19 protein-coding genes and 2 other annotated features are annotated in these 18,283 nt (G+C 35.9%); of the genes, 3 read left to right on the top strand and 16 right to left on the bottom strand.

Going from position 1 to position 18,283, the window contains the following annotated elements; translation table 11 throughout:
• Nucleotides 1-7: 7 nt before the first annotated feature.
• From M9426_RS07290 to hflX, 7 genes are all read right to left on the bottom strand, one after another.
• Nucleotides 8-997 carry an ABC transporter substrate-binding protein gene (locus tag M9426_RS07290; protein ID WP_250341813.1) on the bottom strand — a complete coding sequence of 330 codons (990 nt, stop codon included), beginning with the start codon at nt 995-997 and terminating at the stop codon, nt 8-10.
• 37 nt (nt 998-1,034) lie between these two features.
• Nucleotides 1,035-1,267 (bottom strand) — a binding site (T-box leader).
• A 108-nt stretch (nt 1,268-1,375) separates the two neighbouring features.
• A complete protein-coding gene (locus tag M9426_RS07285; RefSeq protein ID WP_250341812.1) occupies nt 1,376-2,353 on the bottom strand; it encodes an ABC transporter substrate-binding protein in 978 nt (325 codons plus the stop codon).
• Nucleotides 2,354-2,402: 49 nt separating this feature from the next.
• Nucleotides 2,403-2,631 (bottom strand) — a binding site (T-box leader).
• Between the two features lie 84 nt (nt 2,632-2,715).
• Nucleotides 2,716-2,898 (bottom strand): hypothetical protein, encoded by a 183-nt coding sequence (locus tag M9426_RS07280; RefSeq protein ID WP_250341811.1) that lies wholly within the window; start codon nt 2,896-2,898, stop codon nt 2,716-2,718.
• A 206-nt stretch (nt 2,899-3,104) separates the two neighbouring features.
• Nucleotides 3,105-3,287: a hypothetical protein gene (locus M9426_RS07275; RefSeq protein WP_005956316.1), complete on the bottom strand. Its 183-nt coding sequence runs from the start codon at nt 3,285-3,287 to the stop codon at nt 3,105-3,107.
• Nucleotides 3,288-3,485: 198 nt separating this feature from the next.
• Entirely contained in the window at nt 3,486-4,202 is a 717-nt protein-coding gene (nadE, locus tag M9426_RS07270) for an NAD(+) synthase (RefSeq protein WP_250341810.1), read from the bottom strand.
• 14 nt (nt 4,203-4,216) lie between these two features.
• The gene (locus M9426_RS07265) at nt 4,217-4,849 is read right to left on the bottom strand and encodes a YigZ family protein (RefSeq protein ID WP_250341809.1); all 633 of its coding nucleotides are present in this window, start codon (nt 4,847-4,849) and stop codon (nt 4,217-4,219) included.
• On the bottom strand, nt 4,842-6,131 hold the full coding sequence (gene hflX, locus M9426_RS07260; RefSeq protein WP_250341808.1) for a GTPase HflX: 1,290 nt from the start codon (nt 6,129-6,131) through the stop codon (nt 4,842-4,844). The genes M9426_RS07265 and hflX overlap by 8 nt, the downstream gene beginning before the upstream one ends.
• Before the next feature lie 91 nt (nt 6,132-6,222).
• Here hflX and M9426_RS07255 point away from each other — a divergent pair, with 91 nt between their 5' ends.
• Complete coding sequence (locus tag M9426_RS07255) at nt 6,223-9,105, top strand: transglycosylase domain-containing protein (protein ID WP_250341807.1); 2,883 nt, start codon at nt 6,223-6,225, stop codon at nt 9,103-9,105.
• A 17-nt stretch (nt 9,106-9,122) separates the two neighbouring features.
• Nucleotides 9,123-9,308, top strand: a complete 186-nt coding sequence (locus M9426_RS07250) for a hypothetical protein (protein ID WP_005956281.1) — start codon at nt 9,123-9,125, stop codon at nt 9,306-9,308.
• A gap of 111 nt (nt 9,309-9,419) precedes the next feature.
• Here the strand turns inward: M9426_RS07250 and M9426_RS07245 are convergent, their stop codons facing one another.
• The 3 genes from M9426_RS07245 to M9426_RS07235 form a co-directional block, all read right to left on the bottom strand.
• Nucleotides 9,420-9,932 (bottom strand): macro domain-containing protein, encoded by a 513-nt coding sequence (locus tag M9426_RS07245; protein WP_005956199.1) that lies wholly within the window; start codon nt 9,930-9,932, stop codon nt 9,420-9,422.
• A 134-nt stretch (nt 9,933-10,066) separates the two neighbouring features.
• Nucleotides 10,067-11,575, bottom strand: a complete 1,509-nt coding sequence (locus tag M9426_RS07240; RefSeq protein ID WP_250341806.1) for a Na+/H+ antiporter NhaC family protein — start codon at nt 11,573-11,575, stop codon at nt 10,067-10,069.
• A gap of 13 nt (nt 11,576-11,588) precedes the next feature.
• Nucleotides 11,589-12,302: a hypothetical protein gene (locus M9426_RS07235; RefSeq protein ID WP_005956234.1), complete on the bottom strand. Its 714-nt coding sequence runs from the start codon at nt 12,300-12,302 to the stop codon at nt 11,589-11,591.
• Between the two features lie 139 nt (nt 12,303-12,441).
• Here M9426_RS07235 and M9426_RS07230 point away from each other — a divergent pair, with 139 nt between their 5' ends.
• Nucleotides 12,442-13,347, top strand: coding sequence for a restriction endonuclease (locus M9426_RS07230; RefSeq protein ID WP_250341805.1), 906 nt, complete (start codon nt 12,442-12,444; stop codon nt 13,345-13,347).
• A 275-nt stretch (nt 13,348-13,622) separates the two neighbouring features.
• On the opposite strand, the gene M9426_RS07225 is transcribed toward M9426_RS07230, so the two are convergent.
• From M9426_RS07225 to M9426_RS07200, 6 genes are all read right to left on the bottom strand, one after another.
• Entirely contained in the window at nt 13,623-13,868 is a 246-nt protein-coding gene (locus tag M9426_RS07225) for a DUF1294 domain-containing protein (RefSeq protein ID WP_005956203.1), read from the bottom strand.
• A gap of 77 nt (nt 13,869-13,945) precedes the next feature.
• Nucleotides 13,946-14,428: a hypothetical protein gene (locus M9426_RS07220; protein WP_005956271.1), complete on the bottom strand. Its 483-nt coding sequence runs from the start codon at nt 14,426-14,428 to the stop codon at nt 13,946-13,948.
• A gap of 133 nt (nt 14,429-14,561) precedes the next feature.
• A complete protein-coding gene (locus tag M9426_RS07215; protein ID WP_195443309.1) occupies nt 14,562-15,359 on the bottom strand; it encodes a putative hydro-lyase in 798 nt (265 codons plus the stop codon).
• A complete protein-coding gene (locus M9426_RS07210) occupies nt 15,356-16,300 on the bottom strand; it encodes a 5-oxoprolinase subunit C family protein (RefSeq protein ID WP_250341804.1) in 945 nt (314 codons plus the stop codon). Before M9426_RS07210 ends, M9426_RS07215 begins: the two co-directional genes overlap by 4 nt.
• Nucleotides 16,293-17,039: a 5-oxoprolinase subunit PxpB gene (pxpB, locus tag M9426_RS07205; protein ID WP_005956257.1), complete on the bottom strand. Its 747-nt coding sequence runs from the start codon at nt 17,037-17,039 to the stop codon at nt 16,293-16,295. Before pxpB ends, M9426_RS07210 begins: the two co-directional genes overlap by 8 nt.
• A gap of 35 nt (nt 17,040-17,074) precedes the next feature.
• A complete protein-coding gene (locus M9426_RS07200; RefSeq protein WP_005956180.1) occupies nt 17,075-18,280 on the bottom strand; it encodes an NRAMP family divalent metal transporter in 1,206 nt (401 codons plus the stop codon).
• Nucleotides 18,281-18,283 lie beyond the last annotated feature (3 nt).

The raw sequence follows: 18,283 nt of genomic DNA, 5'->3' as shown, positions 1-18,283 counted from the left end.
TTTTCATCTATTCAACTACTTTTGCATTATCCATTAAGTTCTTATCATTTTCTAGGCCAAGAGCTTCAGCAGTTTTCTTGTTAACAACTTTGCTTGTGTCAGATGAGAATAAAACTGGAACATCTTTTACAGCCTTGCCGCCAAGGATATCACTTGCCATGCCTGCTGCCTTCTTGCCAAGGTCAACATAGTCAACTCCTGCACTTACAAGAATCCCATTTTCAACTGGTCCTTCTTCTGAGGCAAAGGAAGGGATCTTAGCAGCCTTTAGTGACTCTGCAATTATTGTTGATGCAGATGAAACTGTGTTGTCTGTGATTGACATGAAGATGTCTATCTTTGGTTCAATTGTCTTTATAGCTGTTGATACGTCGTTAATATTGTTTACTCCAACTTCCACAACGTTAAGTCCAAAACCATCTGCAGCCTTCTTTAGTTCTTCGATTTGGAATTTTGAATTGGCTTCATTTGTTGAGAACATAACTCCAATGTTTTTAATATTTGGGAAGATCTTGATCATTTCTTCTAGTTGAGCTTGCATTGAGAAGTAATCAGAAACTCCTGTTATATTTGCTTCAGGTTCTTCCAAGTTTTTAACTAGGTCTGCAGATGCTGGATCTGTAACTGCGTTAAAGATAATTGGAACTTCCTTTTCACCGTTCTTTGCTCCTTGAGCAGCTGGTGTAGCAATTGCGTAAATTAAATCAACTTTCTTGTCTTGGAAGGACTTAATAATTGATGGGACAACTGTTAAGTCTCCATTGGCATTCTTTGTAATAATTTCTACATCAGGGTTTGTCTTTTTAAGTTCATCTTCAAAACCCTTTCTAGCTCTTTCAAGAGCAATATGGTCGGCAATTTGAATTATGCCAACTTTTTTGCCACCACTTGTTTCTGTAGAAATTTCTACTTTTGAATTTCCACTATTTTCAGTCTTGCCACAAGCCGCAAGGACAAGGGCCATCATAAGTAAAACAAACAACTTTCTAAATTTCATAAAAAACCTCCATAAAATAAAAAAAGTCTTTCATCCACATTGGGACGAAAGACTGACTTCGCGGTACCACCCGATTTTATAATCTAAAAGATTACCTCACTTTAAGGTCTAACAACCTCTAGCCTCAGATAACGGTGGCTTCCGTACTTGCCTACTAACTTCAACAAATAAGCTTTAGAGTGTATGTTAAATTTCCGTGTATTGCCTTTCACCAGCCGGCAACTCTCTTAAAATCACTAAAAATTCTTTTTTCTCTTTCAACGCTTCAATTAAATTACATTTAGTATATTCTGCTAGCAGAACAAAGTCAAGTCTTTTTTTTATAATTTCGTCCAAAGTTTTTATTTAATTTTTATTTTGCTTATATCAGTGAGATTTTTATTTTAAAATTTCTGCATCCTTAAGATTTTCATTACTTAAATCAAGTCCAAGAGCTTCAGCAGTTTTGCCGTTGATCTTTTTCTTTGAAGTCTTGTTGTCTTCTCCGTGAAGATTTTTTATGTCTTCTCCCTTTAGGATTTTTATTGCTATCTCTCCTGCTTGCCTTCCATGTTCATAGTAGTCAACACCTTCACTCATTAGAAGTCCCTTAGACACTTGACCTTCTTCAGCAGAAAGTGATGGGATCTTGTCCTTTAATAAATTTTCTGCAAGGACTGGGCCAGCAGAGGCAACTGTGTTGTCAGTAAGTGCGTAGTAGGCGTCAATCTTTTCTGTGAGAGTTGAAAGGGCTTGGCCAATATCGTTGATGTTATTGATTCCAACACTTTCAAGTTTAAGTCCAAGTTCATCACAAGCTTTTTCTAAATTTTCAACTTGTATCTTTGAGTTAACTTCGTTAGTTGAGAAAATTGTTCCAATAGTCTTTACATTTGGATAAATCTTTAAGAAGGATTCTAGTTGGTCCTTTGCAGAAACTGCATCGTTAACTCCTGTGATGTTTGTAATTTTATCTGGCGATTCAATTAGTCCTGCTTCCACTGGGTCTGTAACTGCTGAATAAATAATTTTTTTATTTGGAAGTGCAGTTTTTGCTCCTTGGGCAGCTGGTGTTGAGATTGCGTAAACTAATTTATATTCATCTCCTTGGAATTTCTTTGGTGCAGTTGTAGCTAGTGCTTGATCACCTTGTAGGTTTTCAACATCAACTTCTACGTCAAGTCCTTCTTCCTTTAGTCTATCTTGGAAACCCTTTAGGGCATTGTCAAGAGACACGTGCTCAATATATTGGATAGCTCCAATTTTTATTTTTTCTCCACTTCCTTTTTCTGTTTTCTTATCACCTGCACATCCAACAAGGGAAAGTGCAAGGGCACCTACTGCAATAACTTTTACCATTTTCTTTAAATTTTTCATTTTGTCCTCCAAAAATTTTATTTAAAATAATAAAAAAATCCTTCACCCCATATAGGGCGAAGGATTCGCGGTACCACCTAAATTCGAAATAAAAATATTTCCTCTTTAAAGATCTAACAATCTCTAGTCTATGGTAACGGAGACTTCCGTGAAGATCTACTATAATTCAATCCTCATGCTTTAGAGTGAATATATGACATCAACTCATCTGTGGGCTCTCACCATCCCCACTCTCTTTAAGACTCATTAAATATCTTTTTCTCTTTCATGGCATTTATTATTTTATTAAATGAGATTATAGACTCTTAAAAATTTTTTGTCAATACGAATTTTAATTTTTATTTTTAATGTAAATTTTCAATTTATCCTTTTTTCTTAGAAAGAATATCAATAATAAAGCCAGTTATGAGATAAACTACAATGACAAAAATGTTGTTTTTTATTGTTGTAGGACTCAAGCTTCCTGTCTTGTAATAAATGAATCCATCAAAAATTATCGTAAAAAGTAACAGAATAAATAAGTCTTTAATTCTTTTTTTTAACATTTAAATCACCTTAAAATAAATTTTAATTTTCTTTTTTATTTTTTATTTTTTCTATGACAAAGTAAGTTAATATATATAAGGCAAAAGCTATTAAAGCAATTTTTAATTTTTGTCCCTCATAAGATCCAAACCTATAAATAAAAAAACTTCTCACAGAAAACAAATAAAAGTATAAGACCAAAGCAGATCTAATATAGGCTTTCATCTCACTCATTTCTCCTTGATATCACATAAACTACAAAGCAGGTAATTAAGAAGACCCCAATTACAAAAATATACTTGTAAATTAAGTCTGAAATAATGATTTCAGAAGTAAAGTACCTGTAAACGTCAAAGGCCCCCATAATAACTAGTAAGATAAATAAATTTCTAAGTTGATGATTTCCCATTTTAATCTCCCTTTTGCACTTTAGAGAAAATAAAATCCCAGACAAGATAAGTCACAAGTAATAATGCGTACATTTTTAATACACGAACATCTAAGCTACTTGTTTTGTAATAAATAAACCCATTAGCTATAAGCATAAAAGATATTAAAATAAATTTCTAATTCTATCCTTTAACATTTAAACCAGCCTTAAATAAATTTAAAATTTAAAACTTGGAGCCATTACTCTCTTATGCTCAGAATTCTTATGCATCCTGTCAATTTTTTCTTTTATCTCAGGCTCTGGAGTTTTTTCTCCCCTAATGTAGGCATCAAGAACTTCATAAGTAAAGCCCATTTCATCTTCGTCAGTTTGTCCTGCCCAAAGACCTGCTGATGGTTTTTTATTTATTACAAAGTCAGGAAGTCCAAGTTCCCTTGCAACTTTAAAGATATCTGTCTTTAAAATATTTGCTATTGGCATGATGTCTGCTCCAGAGTCGCCGTATTTTGTTGAGTAGCCAAGATACCATTCGCTGGCATTTGATGGGCCAAGCACAAGATAGCCAAGATCTTGTGCATAGTAATAAAGTGTTGTCATCCTAAGTCTTGGCTTGATGTTTGACCTTGCCATCCTCTTTTCTGATGTGAAGGAGGCCTTCATTAGTTCTTCAAAAGTTTTTGTAAGGTCAATTGTCTTTGTCTCAAGGCCAAGAGCTTCAGCAACTTTTAGAGCATCTTCCCTATCCTTGTCAATGCTGTCGCAAGGCATAATTAGTCCAAGAGAATTGTCTGGAAAAACTCTTTTTGCAAGAGCAGCAACTACTGCTGAGTCAATTCCTCCTGATAGACCAAAGACAAAACCTTTGGCTCCAACTTCTTTTGCGTAATCTTCTACCCACTTAACTAAATCTTCTGTTACTTTTTTATAATCCATAATGTCTCCTATATTTAATAAATAATTTTTCCATCAATAGTTGGAAGTTCAATTACTTCCAAATCTTCTGTCTCAAAGTTTGCAGAGGTCATGTCCCTAATTTTATCAAGGATTGACTTGTCATCTCCGATGTCAATTGTGACTTCAACCTTGTCCGTGTAATTTTCTTCTATGATTTTATAATCTTCATTGGCTAGCAAATTAACGATTGCACCATGGAAGGTGTAATCGTAAATGACCTTTGTCCTTGTAAAATTTTTTCTTATGCACCTCTTTGCCTCATCAAGGGCCTTAACAACTCCCTCTGTGTAGGCACGAACAAGTCCACCTGCTCCCAGCTTGGTCCCGCCAAAGTAGCGAGTGACAATGACAAGGACATTTCTCATGTCTTCTTTTTTTAAGACTTCAAGCATGGGGATTCCTGCTGTGCCAGAGGGCTCACCATCGTCAGAATATCTCTGTGTCAGTCCATCTTCGCCAATTATGTAGGCATGGCAGTTGTGGGTTGCAGACCTGTGTTCTTCTTTAACCCTGCCTAAGATTTCAAGAGCCTCTTCTTCACTTTTTACAAAAAAGGCATGACCTATAAAAATTGATTTTTTTATTTCAATTTCAGCCTTTGCATCTTTTAAAATTGTCTTATACATTTACAACATAATCCTTTACTTTTTCGTATTCTATTTCTTCAAGCTTAAGATCCAAATAAATTCCATCCTCTTCATAGATAGGCTTGGCATCAAATTTTTCCACTAGCTTGTAGAGAAGGTCTGTGTCGTTGTAGGCAAATTTTAATTTAACATCAAAATACTTTTCATCGAGATTGTCCTCAATAATTTTTAAAAGTGAGTCCATATTTTCATCTTTAAGAGCAGAAATATAAACTTTCTTGTCTGGCATAACCCTTAAAGGCAAGTTGATGTCATAGAGGTCAACCCTGTCCACCTTGTTAAAGACTGTGATTATATTTTTGTCTAAGACTTCAATGTCTTTTAGGATTGCCATAGTTGTATTGTATTGGATCTCCAAGTCCTCACTTGATGCGTCAATGACGTGGAGGATTAAATCCGAATACTTAATTTCTTCAAGAGTAGACTTAAAGGCCTCAACGATTTTTGTTGGCAGCTTAGAAACAAATCCAACTGTGTCAGAAATTATAAACTCACGACCTGAAAGGAGCCTAGCCTTTCTTGAAGATGGGTCAAGAGTTTCAAAAAGCATGTTCTTTACAGAAACCTCTCCCGACTCTTCGTCCTTTAATCTATTTAAAATTGTAGACTTGCCTGCGTTGGTGTAACCCACCAGTGACACAATGGGAATGTTGGAATCAATCCTTCGCTCCCTTGTTGTGTCCCTAGTCCTCTTTGCCTTCTCAAGCTTCTCCTTAATCTTGTCGATTTCTCTCTTGAGCCTTCTCCTATCAGTTTCAATTATTTGCTCACCTGGTCCCCTAGTACCAATTCCACCACCAGTCCTTGACCATCCATCGATTCCCAAAAGTCTTGGGAGTTGGTACTCAAGTCTTGCCAGTTCAACTTGTAGCTTTGCTTCATAAGTTGTGGCACGAAGACCAAAAATATCTAAGATCAGGTTGGTCCTGTCGATTACCTTCTTCTTAATTCTCTTTTCCAAGTTTCTAACCTGGATGCCAGAGAGCTCATCATTAAAGACAACTGCATCAACTTCTAGGAGCTCAACCATTTCTTTGATCTCGTCAACCTTGCCAGACCCAATTAAATACTTTGGATTGAACTTATAAATATTTTGCGTAACCTCTCCCACAACTTCAGCACCGTCTGCGTAAACAAGTTCCGCCAACTCCTTCATAGAAGTTTCAAGACTGTGGGGGTAGGCCCCAATATTTGTTCCAACAGTTATAACTTTCTCTAATTTTTTATTTGAATTTAAATTCTCTAAATAAACATTATCCATAATTTACATTATACTACATCGCAGCAAGTTAAAAAAACCGTCTAATAGTATTTAGCTTGTTAAAATGTTATAATTGTACAAAGGAGAAAGTATGGAAAACTTAAGAGAATTAAAAAATAATTTTAAAAATTTAAATAAAAAGCAAAAAATAAAAATCGGCCTCTTGGTCTTGCTTTTAATTTTTGTTTTACTTATTTCATTTTTTTCTGCCCTCATAGTTTCAATTATTTCAAAAACTCCTGCCACTGACTTAAATAATTTGAGCTCCTCCTTTAACCAGAGCTCCTATATTTATTCCAAGGAAGGAAATTTAATTGAAAAAATTGAATCTCTTGAGTACAGAAGTCTTATTGACATAAAGGACATACCTGAGGACATAAAAAATTCCTTCGTTGCCATTGAGGACCACAGGTTCTACAAGCACAAGGGACTGGACCCAATTGGTATTGCATCTTCTATTGCTGCAAATATAAAATCACGCTCACTTATGCGTGGCGGATCAACAATAACTCAGCAGCTAGTTCGTTCAGTCTACCTCACAAACCAAAAAACTCTTGGCAGAAAAATTCAGGAGGCCTACTTGTCACTTCGTGTTGAAGATGCCTTAAGTAAAGATGAAATTCTTGAGGCCTACTTAAATAGAATTAATCTTGGCCAAGGTGCCTATGGGATTGAAGCTGCAGCCCAAACTTATTTCTCAAAGTCTGCTGTGGACTTAAACATTGCAGAAGCTGCCCTTCTTGCATCAATTCCAAAGTCACCAACTAATTATTCGCCCTTTAAGTCTGTCCCTCCAGAATACTTGGAAGACAACTTCAGGGTAATTGGGACTCGTGAGATTGACGGCAAGAACCTCTACATGGTTTTAAACGACGATGCCTTTAAGAGGCAAAAGACTGTCCTCATGAGGATGCACGAGCTTGGCTACATTAATGACGCTGACTATGAAAAGGCAAAAAACTTTGACATAGTTTCTGACTTAAACCCAAAAAATTTTAAAAATCATACTATGTCTACCTACTCAACAGACTACATAAAAAAAGAAGCTTCAAGATATCTTGCTGACTTCTATGATATTAGTCAAGAGGAAGGCGAACACAAACTCTTCACTGGTGGCTACAAGGTTTATTCAACAATTGACGAGGACATCCAAAAGGACTTAGAAGGCAAGTACGAAGGCTTCCAAAAGCTCCTCTTAAATTATTCATCAGCTGGTGGATCTAGGATGCTGAATTTAAACTTTGATGATTGGAAAAATATTATCTTTGGAGACGAGGTCTTGTACTTTGCCAGAGAAAATATTCTCGATGATAAGTTCAACCTTATTATTCCAAAATCTTTTTATAGCATTTCATCTCACGGTGACTTAAAGATAAAGAGCCTCTACTTCAAAGAAGTAGGACAAAAAATTGACATCATAGATGCCTATGAGCTTGGCGAAGATAAAATTCTTAGGACCTATGAACTTGGAGGTCTTAAACTTGAGGAAGGAGCTGGCGAATTAAAAAATAATTATTTAATTATTGACGGCGACTACCTAAAAGATTTTCCAGATTTTTATAAAATTGAAAATGAAAATTTAATTATTTCTAACAAGTATTTCGATTACAAGGAGGAACCAGTGGTCCAACCACAGTCTGCCATGATTGCAGTTAATAACGAAACTGGCTTTGTGGAAGGCATCATTGGTGGCCTTGATGTGAGGACAAAGAACGCAAAAATTTTAAATCGTGCCACAGATTCCTATAGGCAACCTGGTTCTGCCCTTACACCTTTTACAGTTTATCTTCCAGCCCTTGAGTCTGGTAAGACCTTGGGGACTGTCTACGATGACGTGCCAATAACTGTTGATGGAAACTTTTGGCCAGCAAATTATTATAAGTCTTTCAAGGGTCTTTTGACTCTTCGCAAGTCCTTGGAAGCATCTTCCAATGTTATCCCTGCCACAATCTTGCAAGAGCTTGGCAAGGACAAGGCCATGGATGTTTTAAAGAAATTTAATGTCATTGAAGAAGAAGGCAAGGACTACTTCATCTCACATAAGGATAACAAAAATAAAAATGATGAGAACCTTGACTCCCTTGCCCTTGGCAACATGCAAGTGGGACTTCGCTTATCTGACCTATCAAAGATGTACCAAACTATTGCCAATGATGGAGTCTACAAGGAAGAAACTGGAATTTTAAAAATTGAAGACCCTAGTGGCAACATAATTATTGACAACTCCCATAAAAATAAGAGACTCTTCGATGAAAAATCATCCTACCTCTTAAGAGATGCCTTTATTGGCAATGAAAAATCAGGAAATGCAAGAGGAGCGAAGATCAACTACTCTGAAACTGGAGCCTATCTGGGACAAAATAAAACTAATTCAGATTATTTTGTAAATGCCTTTACAAAGTCTCACACAGTTTCCTTCTGGTTAGGAGCAGACTCTCCAAAGATTTCTCTTGCAGCTAAGAGTCAAGATGCCATAAGTATTTTTAACAAGATGGCAAAGGACATTGGAGAAAAAGAAAAGTTTGATGAAGATCCTTCCTACATTGTCACAAGAAATATTTCATCAAAGAGTGGAAAGCTAGCAACAAAAATGAGCGATTATGCCGGGGCCTCTTACTCAGAAAAATTTATTTCTGGAAGTGAGCCAAAGGACCACGACGACTTGTTTAAAAAATATTTGATATGTAAGGACTCAGGCAAGCTTGCCAACCAATTCTGCCCAAGTGAATCTGTCCTCTACACAGTTCTCTTTGAGAGAAAGGAAGGCTACGACCCCAAGGACCACTACGGGATTTATCCTGAGGACTACATGACAATACCTAAGTCCTATTGCAATATCCACACAAGAGAATGGTATAATGAACATGGCGATGAGTCTGACTCCAATAGTGACAAGTCTTCATCAAAAAAGAAAGATAAGGATTCAAAGAAATCTACAGATAAGGCAAAAACTTCTAGCAAAAAGAGAAAGTAAAAATATTAGGAGGAAGTATGAAAAAATTATCAAGTTTAATAAAATTAATAGCCTTTATAAGGCTTATAAAACCAAAGAGAAGAAAGAAGGGACTAAGACTTAGCAAGTTACTCCCTCTCCTCAACCCAAAGAGGGCTGGCAAAGTTGCCTACCACGCTGGCAGAATAAGAATGAGAAACGAAGTAAAGAGATTATTTTATTAAGAAGTTAAAAGTAATTTTTAATTCTAACAAAGAAAAATTTATAAATTAAAAATTTTTACAAATAAAAAGATAGCCTGTCTAAATTGACAAGCTATCTTTTTTTGTCTAACTTTATTTTTCTATCCACTCTTTATTTTTTTCTTTTAAAACTTTAAGTACCCTGTCATTTAAAACAGAAATTGTCACATCAAGGTCGTGGTCTTCAAGATAGTCCCTTATTGTATCAACAGCAACTTCAGCTGCTTCTTCAAGTGGATAACCATAAATACCTGATGATAGAAGTGGAAAGACAAGAGTCTTAAAGTTATTTTTCACTGCTAAATCAAGGGCAGACTTGTAAGCATCTCTTAGGATTTCTCTCTCTCCTTGTTTGCCATCAAAATAAATTGGTCCCACGGCGTGAATAATATTTTTCGCCTTTAGCTTATATCCCTTAGTGACAACAGCTTGGCCAGGTTCTATTGGGGCAAGTTTCTTACATTCTTCTTCCAATTCTTTGTCATCTGCTCCAGCAAAGATTTGTCCGCAAACTCCTCCGCCAGGTCTAAGCTCTTTATTTGCCGCATTAACTATTGCGTCAACGTCATAATCTAAAATATTTTTCTTTTCAATTTGAAAGCTCATTGTACACCCCTTTCTTTATCTTACCTAAACTATATACCACATCAAAGGATTTTTAAAGTACTAAAGAAAAATTTTCGCTATTTTATAATTTTTTTAGGCAAAATAAAAAAGGCCAGCATAGCCAGCCTAAATTTTTAATTCTTTGTATGTTTTATATATTTATTTATTGTCATTCTTCTCATTACAAATACAATTGATGCCAAGATAACAAGTCCTATAGGAAGAGTTAGGTTTGGCTTGTCAAGTATGCCTGATATTAAAAAGGCAAAGAAAGAAGCTGCACCGACACTAATTGCATAAGGCAATTGACTTGAAACGTGGGCTATGTGGTCGCAGCCTGCTCCTGCTGATGACAAAATTGTTGTATCAGAAATTGGTGAGCAGTGGTCTCCAAATACTGATCCAGAGAAAATTGCTGCTAGTATAATTGTCAAGAAGTGCATGTGGTCTGTGTGCATTAGGATTGGCACCATAATAGGAATTAAGATACCAAAAGTTCCCCAAGCAGTTCCTGTTGAGAAGGACAAGAAGGCACCAACTACAAATATTATTGCAGGTAGCATCCACATTGGCATAGTCGAATTAGAAATAAGTGATGCAATATAAGATCCTGTATTTAGGTACTCGTCACTTGTTATTCCACCAATTGTCCATGCAAGTGAAAGAATTACAATAGCAGAAACCATTGTCTTCATACCTTCCACTATTCCCTTCATAAAGTCCTCAAACTTTAAAAGTTTTCTTGGTATATAAAGGGCGAAGGAAACAACAATTGCAAAGAAGGCTCCTATTACAAGAGACAAGTTTACATTTGCATCTCCAAAGGCTGATGCAGCCCCAACCCCATCAGAGAAGAAACCACCAGTCTTAAGCATCATCATTACAGTTACAAAAATCAAAACTACTATTGGGACAACAAGGTCAAAGACTCTTCCATTTTTTGAATATTCATAACCCACATCTTCTTTTTCAATTATCCTCGATGTGTCATTTAATTCATACCTTTCCATAAGACCCATTTCTATTTCAGTTGTGGAAAAATACAAAATCATAATAAGAGTCATAAGAGGATAGACGTTCATTGGTATTGTTGCCAAGAAAACCCTCATGGGGTTTGCAACTCCAGTATCTCCAATAACTGCAACAACAGAAGCTGCCCAAGATGAAACTGGGGCCAAGATACAAACTGGTGCTGCACAAGAGTCTATAATGTGAGCAAGCTTTGCCCTTGATACCTTGTTCTCGTCAGTAATTGGCTTCATTACTGCTCCCACTGTTAGACAGTTGAAGTAGTCGTCAATAAAAATTATAATTCCCAAGAAGGCTGTGGCAAGTTTTGCCATCTTCTTACTCTTGATCTTCTTGCTTGCCCACTTACCATAGGCAAAAGACCCTCCCGCCATGTTCATTACCATGACTAAAGATCCAAGCATTGCCAAGAAAACTAGCATAAGGGCATTGTCCCCTAGTTTAGTCCCCATAAGTGTAAAAACTGTTTCCAAGGCGGCAATAATATTTCCGCCTGTAAATATAAGTCCTCCAGCTATAATTCCAATTAAAAGTGAAATTATTACTTCCTTAGTTATAAGTGCCAAGGCTATGGCAACTATTGGAGGAATTATTGATAAAAATCCAAATTCCATTTTTTCTCCTTTATTATTTATTTTTCTCTTCTCTTTTATTTTCCCTATAAACATCCATTACTTCAGAGAAAATATCAGAGCTCGATACTGGTGTATATGTGATGGCATTGGCTCCAGCTTCTATTGTCTCGAGTATATGCTCATCAGTATGCCCACCTGTTGCTATAATTGGAAACTCATCTCCAAGTAGCTTCCTTGTGTATCTTACTAGTTCTGCAGTTTTTTTGCCACCTGCAATATTTAAAACTCTTGCACCAGCTGCAACTTTACCTTCAATATCGTCGTACTTTGATATGACAGTAGCAATAACTGCTATGTCAAGTGCCTGGGATATTAGTCTTATGTTTTCATTAGACATTGGAGCATTGACAACAACTCCAGTGGCTCCTAGTAGCTCGGCTTGGAGTCCAATATTTACAGTCCTAAGACCTGAAGTTGTACCCCCACCTATTCCAACAAAAACTGGCACCGACGCAACTTCCATTATAGCAGATACAATTTTTAACTGAGGGGTAAAGGGATAAACAGACATAATTGCCTGAGCATTGTTATTTACAATTATTGGTATGTCGTTAGTGAATATCAGAGATTTTATTCTCTTACCCATAAAGTTAATACCACTTGCCCTATATGTTACTTCAGGTACAGACACCTGCCTTCTTCTTAGTTCTGTTTCAATTGAGGGAACAAATTTCTTTTTCTTTTCTAAGTCATTAAAGTTTTCCATTTTTACCTCCCTTTAAAATAAAAAGCTCATTACTAAACATTTAATAAAATTTTTATAAACTTGTCAATAATATTCTGAATAATAAAGTTTTAAAACTATGTTATACTTTCCTTATAAGATGGAAAAAGAGGTGGGAAAAATGCCTGTCAATTTAAAAAAATTTGGCTTTGAATTTGAAGAATGTAAGAAGAAGGTTGCTTATTCTATAAAACATGATGATAAGCCCCTAAAGTTAAGTGAAGAAATGACTAAGAACTTGGAGTACCTCCTCTGGTATGTACCAAATATTAATTCTGCCCAGTCACAAGAAAATGAACTCACATCATCCCTTAGCTTTGAGAACTTTGTCTTTGGCATAATAAAAAATTATATGAATTTAGAAAATAAGGACGTGGCCTTCCTCAACTATATAGACCCAGACATTGTAAAGTTTTACGACAAAAAGATTTGCCCTCACTCCCAAAAAATTATTTTGACAAAGTCAGCGGGCGAGTCAAAGACCGACTGCCTCCTTAGACACATTAGAAATTCCCTAGCCCATGGCAACTTTAACCTTGTTGAGGACATGCTAGTGGGTTTCGATTACAAGTTTGGTCCAGGAGGTCAAGAAATTTGCACAGGGATCTTTAAAATCTTTCCCAAGAACCTCTTGAGAGGTCTATCAAGTCTTGACGAAGAAGTTACAGCAGAAGGACTTGCACAAATTGCCCTCCAAAGAACTGGCTACGACCTAGAAAGATTTAATAACGAGGACAGGGATACTTCCTTTGACTTTTATGTGAAGAAGGGTGCCAAGAGGTACGCCCTAGAAATTAAAAAGTACAAGGACACAGAAGTCTTGTCAGAAAAAGAAGTCCAAAAGCTCTTGGACAAGTTCTCAGGCCTTTACGAAAAAATAATTCCAGTCCTCTTTGTCAACACCTCCTTCTTAAAAAAAGAAACCAAGGAGAAGTTAAAGAAGGAAAGAGTAATAATCTTGGATATAAAAAATATTCTCAAGATGTTAGAAGGTCGTGACATCTTAGGCGAGATTGAATCCTATTAAAATATTTTGATTTTTAAAACACTTTAAATTTCTTATAAGCTCGGTTAATTTCCCTTTTAACTTATTAGCTAACTTTATATTTTAATTTTTTACTTGTGAGCTATTTTTAAATTTTCTCTTTTAACTGGTGAGTTAATTTTAAATTTTCATTCCTTAGTTCTGAGTTAAATTTAAATTTTCTCTTTTAACCGTGAGTTAATTTTAAATTTTTCCTCTTAACCTATTGTTTCATAAATTATTGCAATCAAAAAGGATGCCCTCTCAAATAGGCATCCTTATTTTAATGTCACATAAATTGTCGCAAGTATTCCAATAAAGTTTGCTATATAAAATTTCTTCTCACGAGTCTTGTGGCGGAAAAATTCCATGCCAGCAAGGCCACCAAGACCTGCTACAAGAGAAAAGGTCAATAGGGTCTTCTCACTTATCCTCCACATCTTGTGCTTGGCCTTAAACTTGTCCAGTCCGTAAAGAATAAAATTCATTAAGTTTAAGATTATCACTATATAAATATTTTCCATTAAATCATCCTCAACTTATAAACTACAAAATATAATATCATGTTTAAGGATGAAATTAAAAATTTTTTAATGAGAGCTTACTCCATCATTTCAAATTTAGCAGCACCAGCTTCATATTTTTCATTTTTTAGACTTTCAATTAAGTTGTCAAAGTCCTCTTTGCTCTTCTTATAATCATCAACTTCTTTCCCATACTTGAATTTCAAAGGTTCATTGGCATATTCCTTATCAATGAAAGAAAAGTATAGGTCTTCTCCTATATACCAAACTTCTTCTGCATCCGTTAAGATAAGTATAATCACTCCATTTATAAATCCTGTCTTGAAGGACTCATCTTTGCTTATGTCAGGCTCGTCACTTAGTTTAATTTCCAAGCTTTTGTTTTTTACTTTATAATCTTCAAGCTTATAAGGTCTCCAGTCAATGCTTCCAATTAATTTCTCTAGACCCCTTTCATTAGTTAGGTCTGTCTTCATAGGATAAAGAGATTTATTCTCGCATCCAGTAAGGAAAAGCATTAAAACTCCTAAGGCAAATAAAAATTTAAAATATTTTTTCATAGAAACAACTCCTTTAAACTTTATTACTTTATCTAATTATACTCTTCATCCACTTAAACTACAAACTAATAACTATCAATCTTTAAGCATAAAAAATCTGCCAAGTTTCCCTGGCAGATAATAAATTTTATTTTTAAAATACTGAAACGTAAGCATCTTTTTTATCTAAGATAAGCATGTAACCTGGCGCGTGTGTGATCATGATTTCAGGTTTAGAAGCCATAGCTACTGCTTGAGGTGTTACTCCACAAGCCCAAAATACTGGCACTTCTCCTTCTTTGATTTCACTTCTTTCACCAAAGTCTGGCTTGTCAACATCTTTGATTCCAATTACAGATGGGTCACCAATATGAACTGGTGCTCCGTGAGTTGCTGGGAATCTTGCAGTAACAGTTGTTGCCCTAACAATATCCTTGTAAGGAACTGGTCTCATAGATACAACTGTGTTTCCATGGAAGATACCAGCAGGTTCTGTTGCAAGATTTGTGATATACATTGGAACGTTGTGTTCATCTTCGATGTGTCTTACAGGTACATCAGCTTCTAACATGGCTTTTTCAAAGGAGAAGGAACATCCAATAACGAAAGTAACAAAGTCATCTTGCCACACGTCTTTAAGGTCCTTAACTTCTTCAACAAATTCGCCATTTTTATATATCCTATACCTTGGCACGTCTGTCCTTATGTCTGCACCCTCAGCCATTATCTTTGTAAGAGGGCTTCCTTCGTCTAAAACTTCAAGGATTGGACAAGGCTTTGGATTTCTTTGAGCGAAGAGTAGAAAATCGTAGGCATATTTTTTTGGAAGGATTGCAAGGTTAGCTTGCAAATATCCTTCACTCATGCCAGAAGTTGGAAGATCAACTTCTCCCTTTCTAATAAGTTCTCTTACTTCTCTTGGGTGTAATTTACCTAGTTCACTTAATTTCATATTACAGACTCCTTCTTAATTGTTTCAAATTTATTCCTGTAGTCAAGAGTTGCCTTTTGTGCTTCTTCGATAGTAACTTTTTGGAATAAAATCTTATCTAAGAAGGACATTTGAGCAAGCTTGTGAAGGTCTGGTGTTATTACGTTACCAATCTTTGTGTAACCACCAGTAGTTTGTCTATCTGCAACTAGGATAATTGGTTGACCATTTGCTGGTACTTGGATTGAACCAAAAGTTGTTCCGTCAGAAATAATATCTGCAGTTTCCTTGTGCTCAATCGAAGTTCCCTTTAGTCTAATTCCCATCCTATCAAAGTCCTTAGTCACTTGGTAACCACCTGACCTAAATAGGTCGTGAATTCCCTTTTCAGTGAAGTAGTCGTCTTGAGGTCCAAGAACAACTCTTAGTAGGTTGCAGTGGTTAAATTTAGGAAGATACTTTTCAGGTATTCTTCTCATTGTCTTATCTTTGGAGCCTACAATATTTAATGTGTCCTTAGGTTTTAATGCTCTTCCGTCAATTCCCCCCATTTTTGTCTTGATGTGAGTTGACTTAGAACCATTAACCACTGGCACATCTATAGAGCCACCAAAGGCAAGGTAGCCTCTAACACCTTCATTAACTTTACCAAATTGTAAAGTGTCTCCAGCCTTAACCTTAATGGTTTCAAACATTGGTGCAGGCTGACCATTAATTTTGGGATTCATATCAGAACCTGTTATTGCAAGTGTAAGGTCTTCATTAAACTTAAGAGTTGGTCCGAAATAAGTCATTTCAAGAACAGCTTCGTCAAGTTTATTTCCAACTAAGATATTGGCAAGTCTGTAGTTGTAATCATCCATGACACCTGATGTAGGTATACCTAGTTCTTGGTAGCCATATCTACCAGAATCTTGAATTGTTGTGAGAATCCCACCATTAATTACATCGATACTACTCATGAAGATCACCCCTCTTTACCTTCTTAATTGAAACCTTATAGGTATCTTTTTCCACTTCATCTTTAATTCTGTCATATTCTTTTTGATCAATAGAGACATACCTAATGTAGTCACCAGCTTGGATGAATACAGGTGGTTCCTTTGTATCATCAAAAAGCTTAAGTGGAGTTCTTCCTATTAGTTGCCATCCTCCAGGAGATTCAAGTGGGTACATACCAGTTTGATTAGCTGCAATACCAACTGAACCTGGTTCTATTTTTAATCTTGGGCTCTTTAATCTTGGAGTTGCAATTCTTTCATCAAGTCCACCAAGATAAGTGAAGCCAGGCATGAAGCCCATCATATAAACTAAATAATCTGTTCCAGAGTGAATCTTTATAACTTCTTCTTTAGATAGTTTTGCATTTTCAGCTACAAAGTCAATATCTGGACCATATTCGCCACCATAAAGTGTTGGGATTTCAATAAGTCTAACTTCGTCACTTTGTTCCCCTGAGTTAGCCTTGCTAAGTCCCTTTAAGGTATCAACCATTTCGCCATAGGAAATCTTTACTGGGTCATAATTAATTAATATAGACCTGTAAGTTGGCAAAATGTCCAAGATACCATCAATATTCTTCTTTTTTAAACTTTCTACAACTGCGGCAATTCTGGCGTTTATTTCTTTTTCAATAGTATCGCCAAATTCCATAACTATGGCAGAATCACCAGCAGTTAGAAATTTTATTTTATCATACATTTTTTGCTCCTATACTTATGCCAAAATATCTTTAATTAACCAAATAATTTTCCAATATTTGCGATTACAGTTTGTGCTCCCATGAAAGCAGTTACTGCCACTACTATCCAACCTAAGATGAAAAGTACATTAGAGTGAACATAGTCGCCAACGATTTTCTTGTTCTTAGATGCAAGTAGGATTACTGCAAGTGTGATTGGAAGGATAAATCCGTTAAGTGTACCAACAACTACTAATAAAGTTTGTGGTTGTCCAATAAAGATAAACATAATTGTAGAGATTACGATAAAGGCAATTGTAACCATGTTTTCGTGATCAGCTACGAATTTGAATAAAGTCTTTAGGAAAGATACTGAAGTATATGCTGCACCTACTACAGAAGTGAAGGCTGCTGCTGCAAATACAAAACCAAAAATCTTATAACCAACAACGCCTGAAGCTGCTAAGAAAGATGATGCTGCAATGTTGTCAGGATCAATTTGTGCTCCAGCCATCTTAGTTACACCTAGTATAGCAAGGAATAATAAAATTCTAACTATTAAAGCAACTCCAATACCTAGAGATGCTGATTTAGTTACTTGGTCAAGATTTTCTTCTCCAGTGATACCGGCATCAATAAGTCTGTGTCCACCTGAGAATATAATATAACCACCAACAGTACCACCAATAAGTGTAAGTGTTGGAGAAACAATGCTGTTAAATCCACCGGCTGGGCTAACAGATGCTTTTAAAGCTTCACCAACAGGTGGTTGTGTCTTAATTGCTACGAAAGCAATTAGGATAATCATAAGTGCACCAAGCACTTGAGTTACTCTGTCCATGATAGAAGATGCTGACTTTGATGAGAAAAGTATAATACCAATAACTCCACCAATAGCTGCACCGATTTTTACATCTACACCAAAGATAACGTTAAGTCCAAGTCCTGCTCCACCAACGTTACCAATGTTAAATGCCAAGCCGCCAAGAGCTACTAAAAAGGCAATTACATATCCAAGACCAGGAAGTACATTGTTGGCAATGTCTTGACCTCTCATCTTAGAAACTGCAATAACTCTCCATACGTTAAGTTGTGCAATATAAGAAAATACAATTGAAATTAAAATTACTGCTGCAAAGTCTGCGCCAATTTTTGTAGTAAATGTCGCAGTTTGTGTCATAAAGCCAGGTCCTATGGCAGATGTTGCCATTAGGAAGGCCGCCCCTAAAAGGACAGACAAATTATTTTTATTGTTACTCATTTC

Origin of the sequence: Peptoniphilus genitalis (genome assembly GCF_023614525.1) — a bacterium.
GTDB classification, from domain to species: Bacteria; Bacillota; Clostridia; order Tissierellales; family Peptoniphilaceae; genus Peptoniphilus_A; species Peptoniphilus_A genitalis.
The sequence above is the reverse complement of the archived record's forward strand: the minus strand, read 5'-3'. Positions and strand labels throughout refer to the sequence as shown.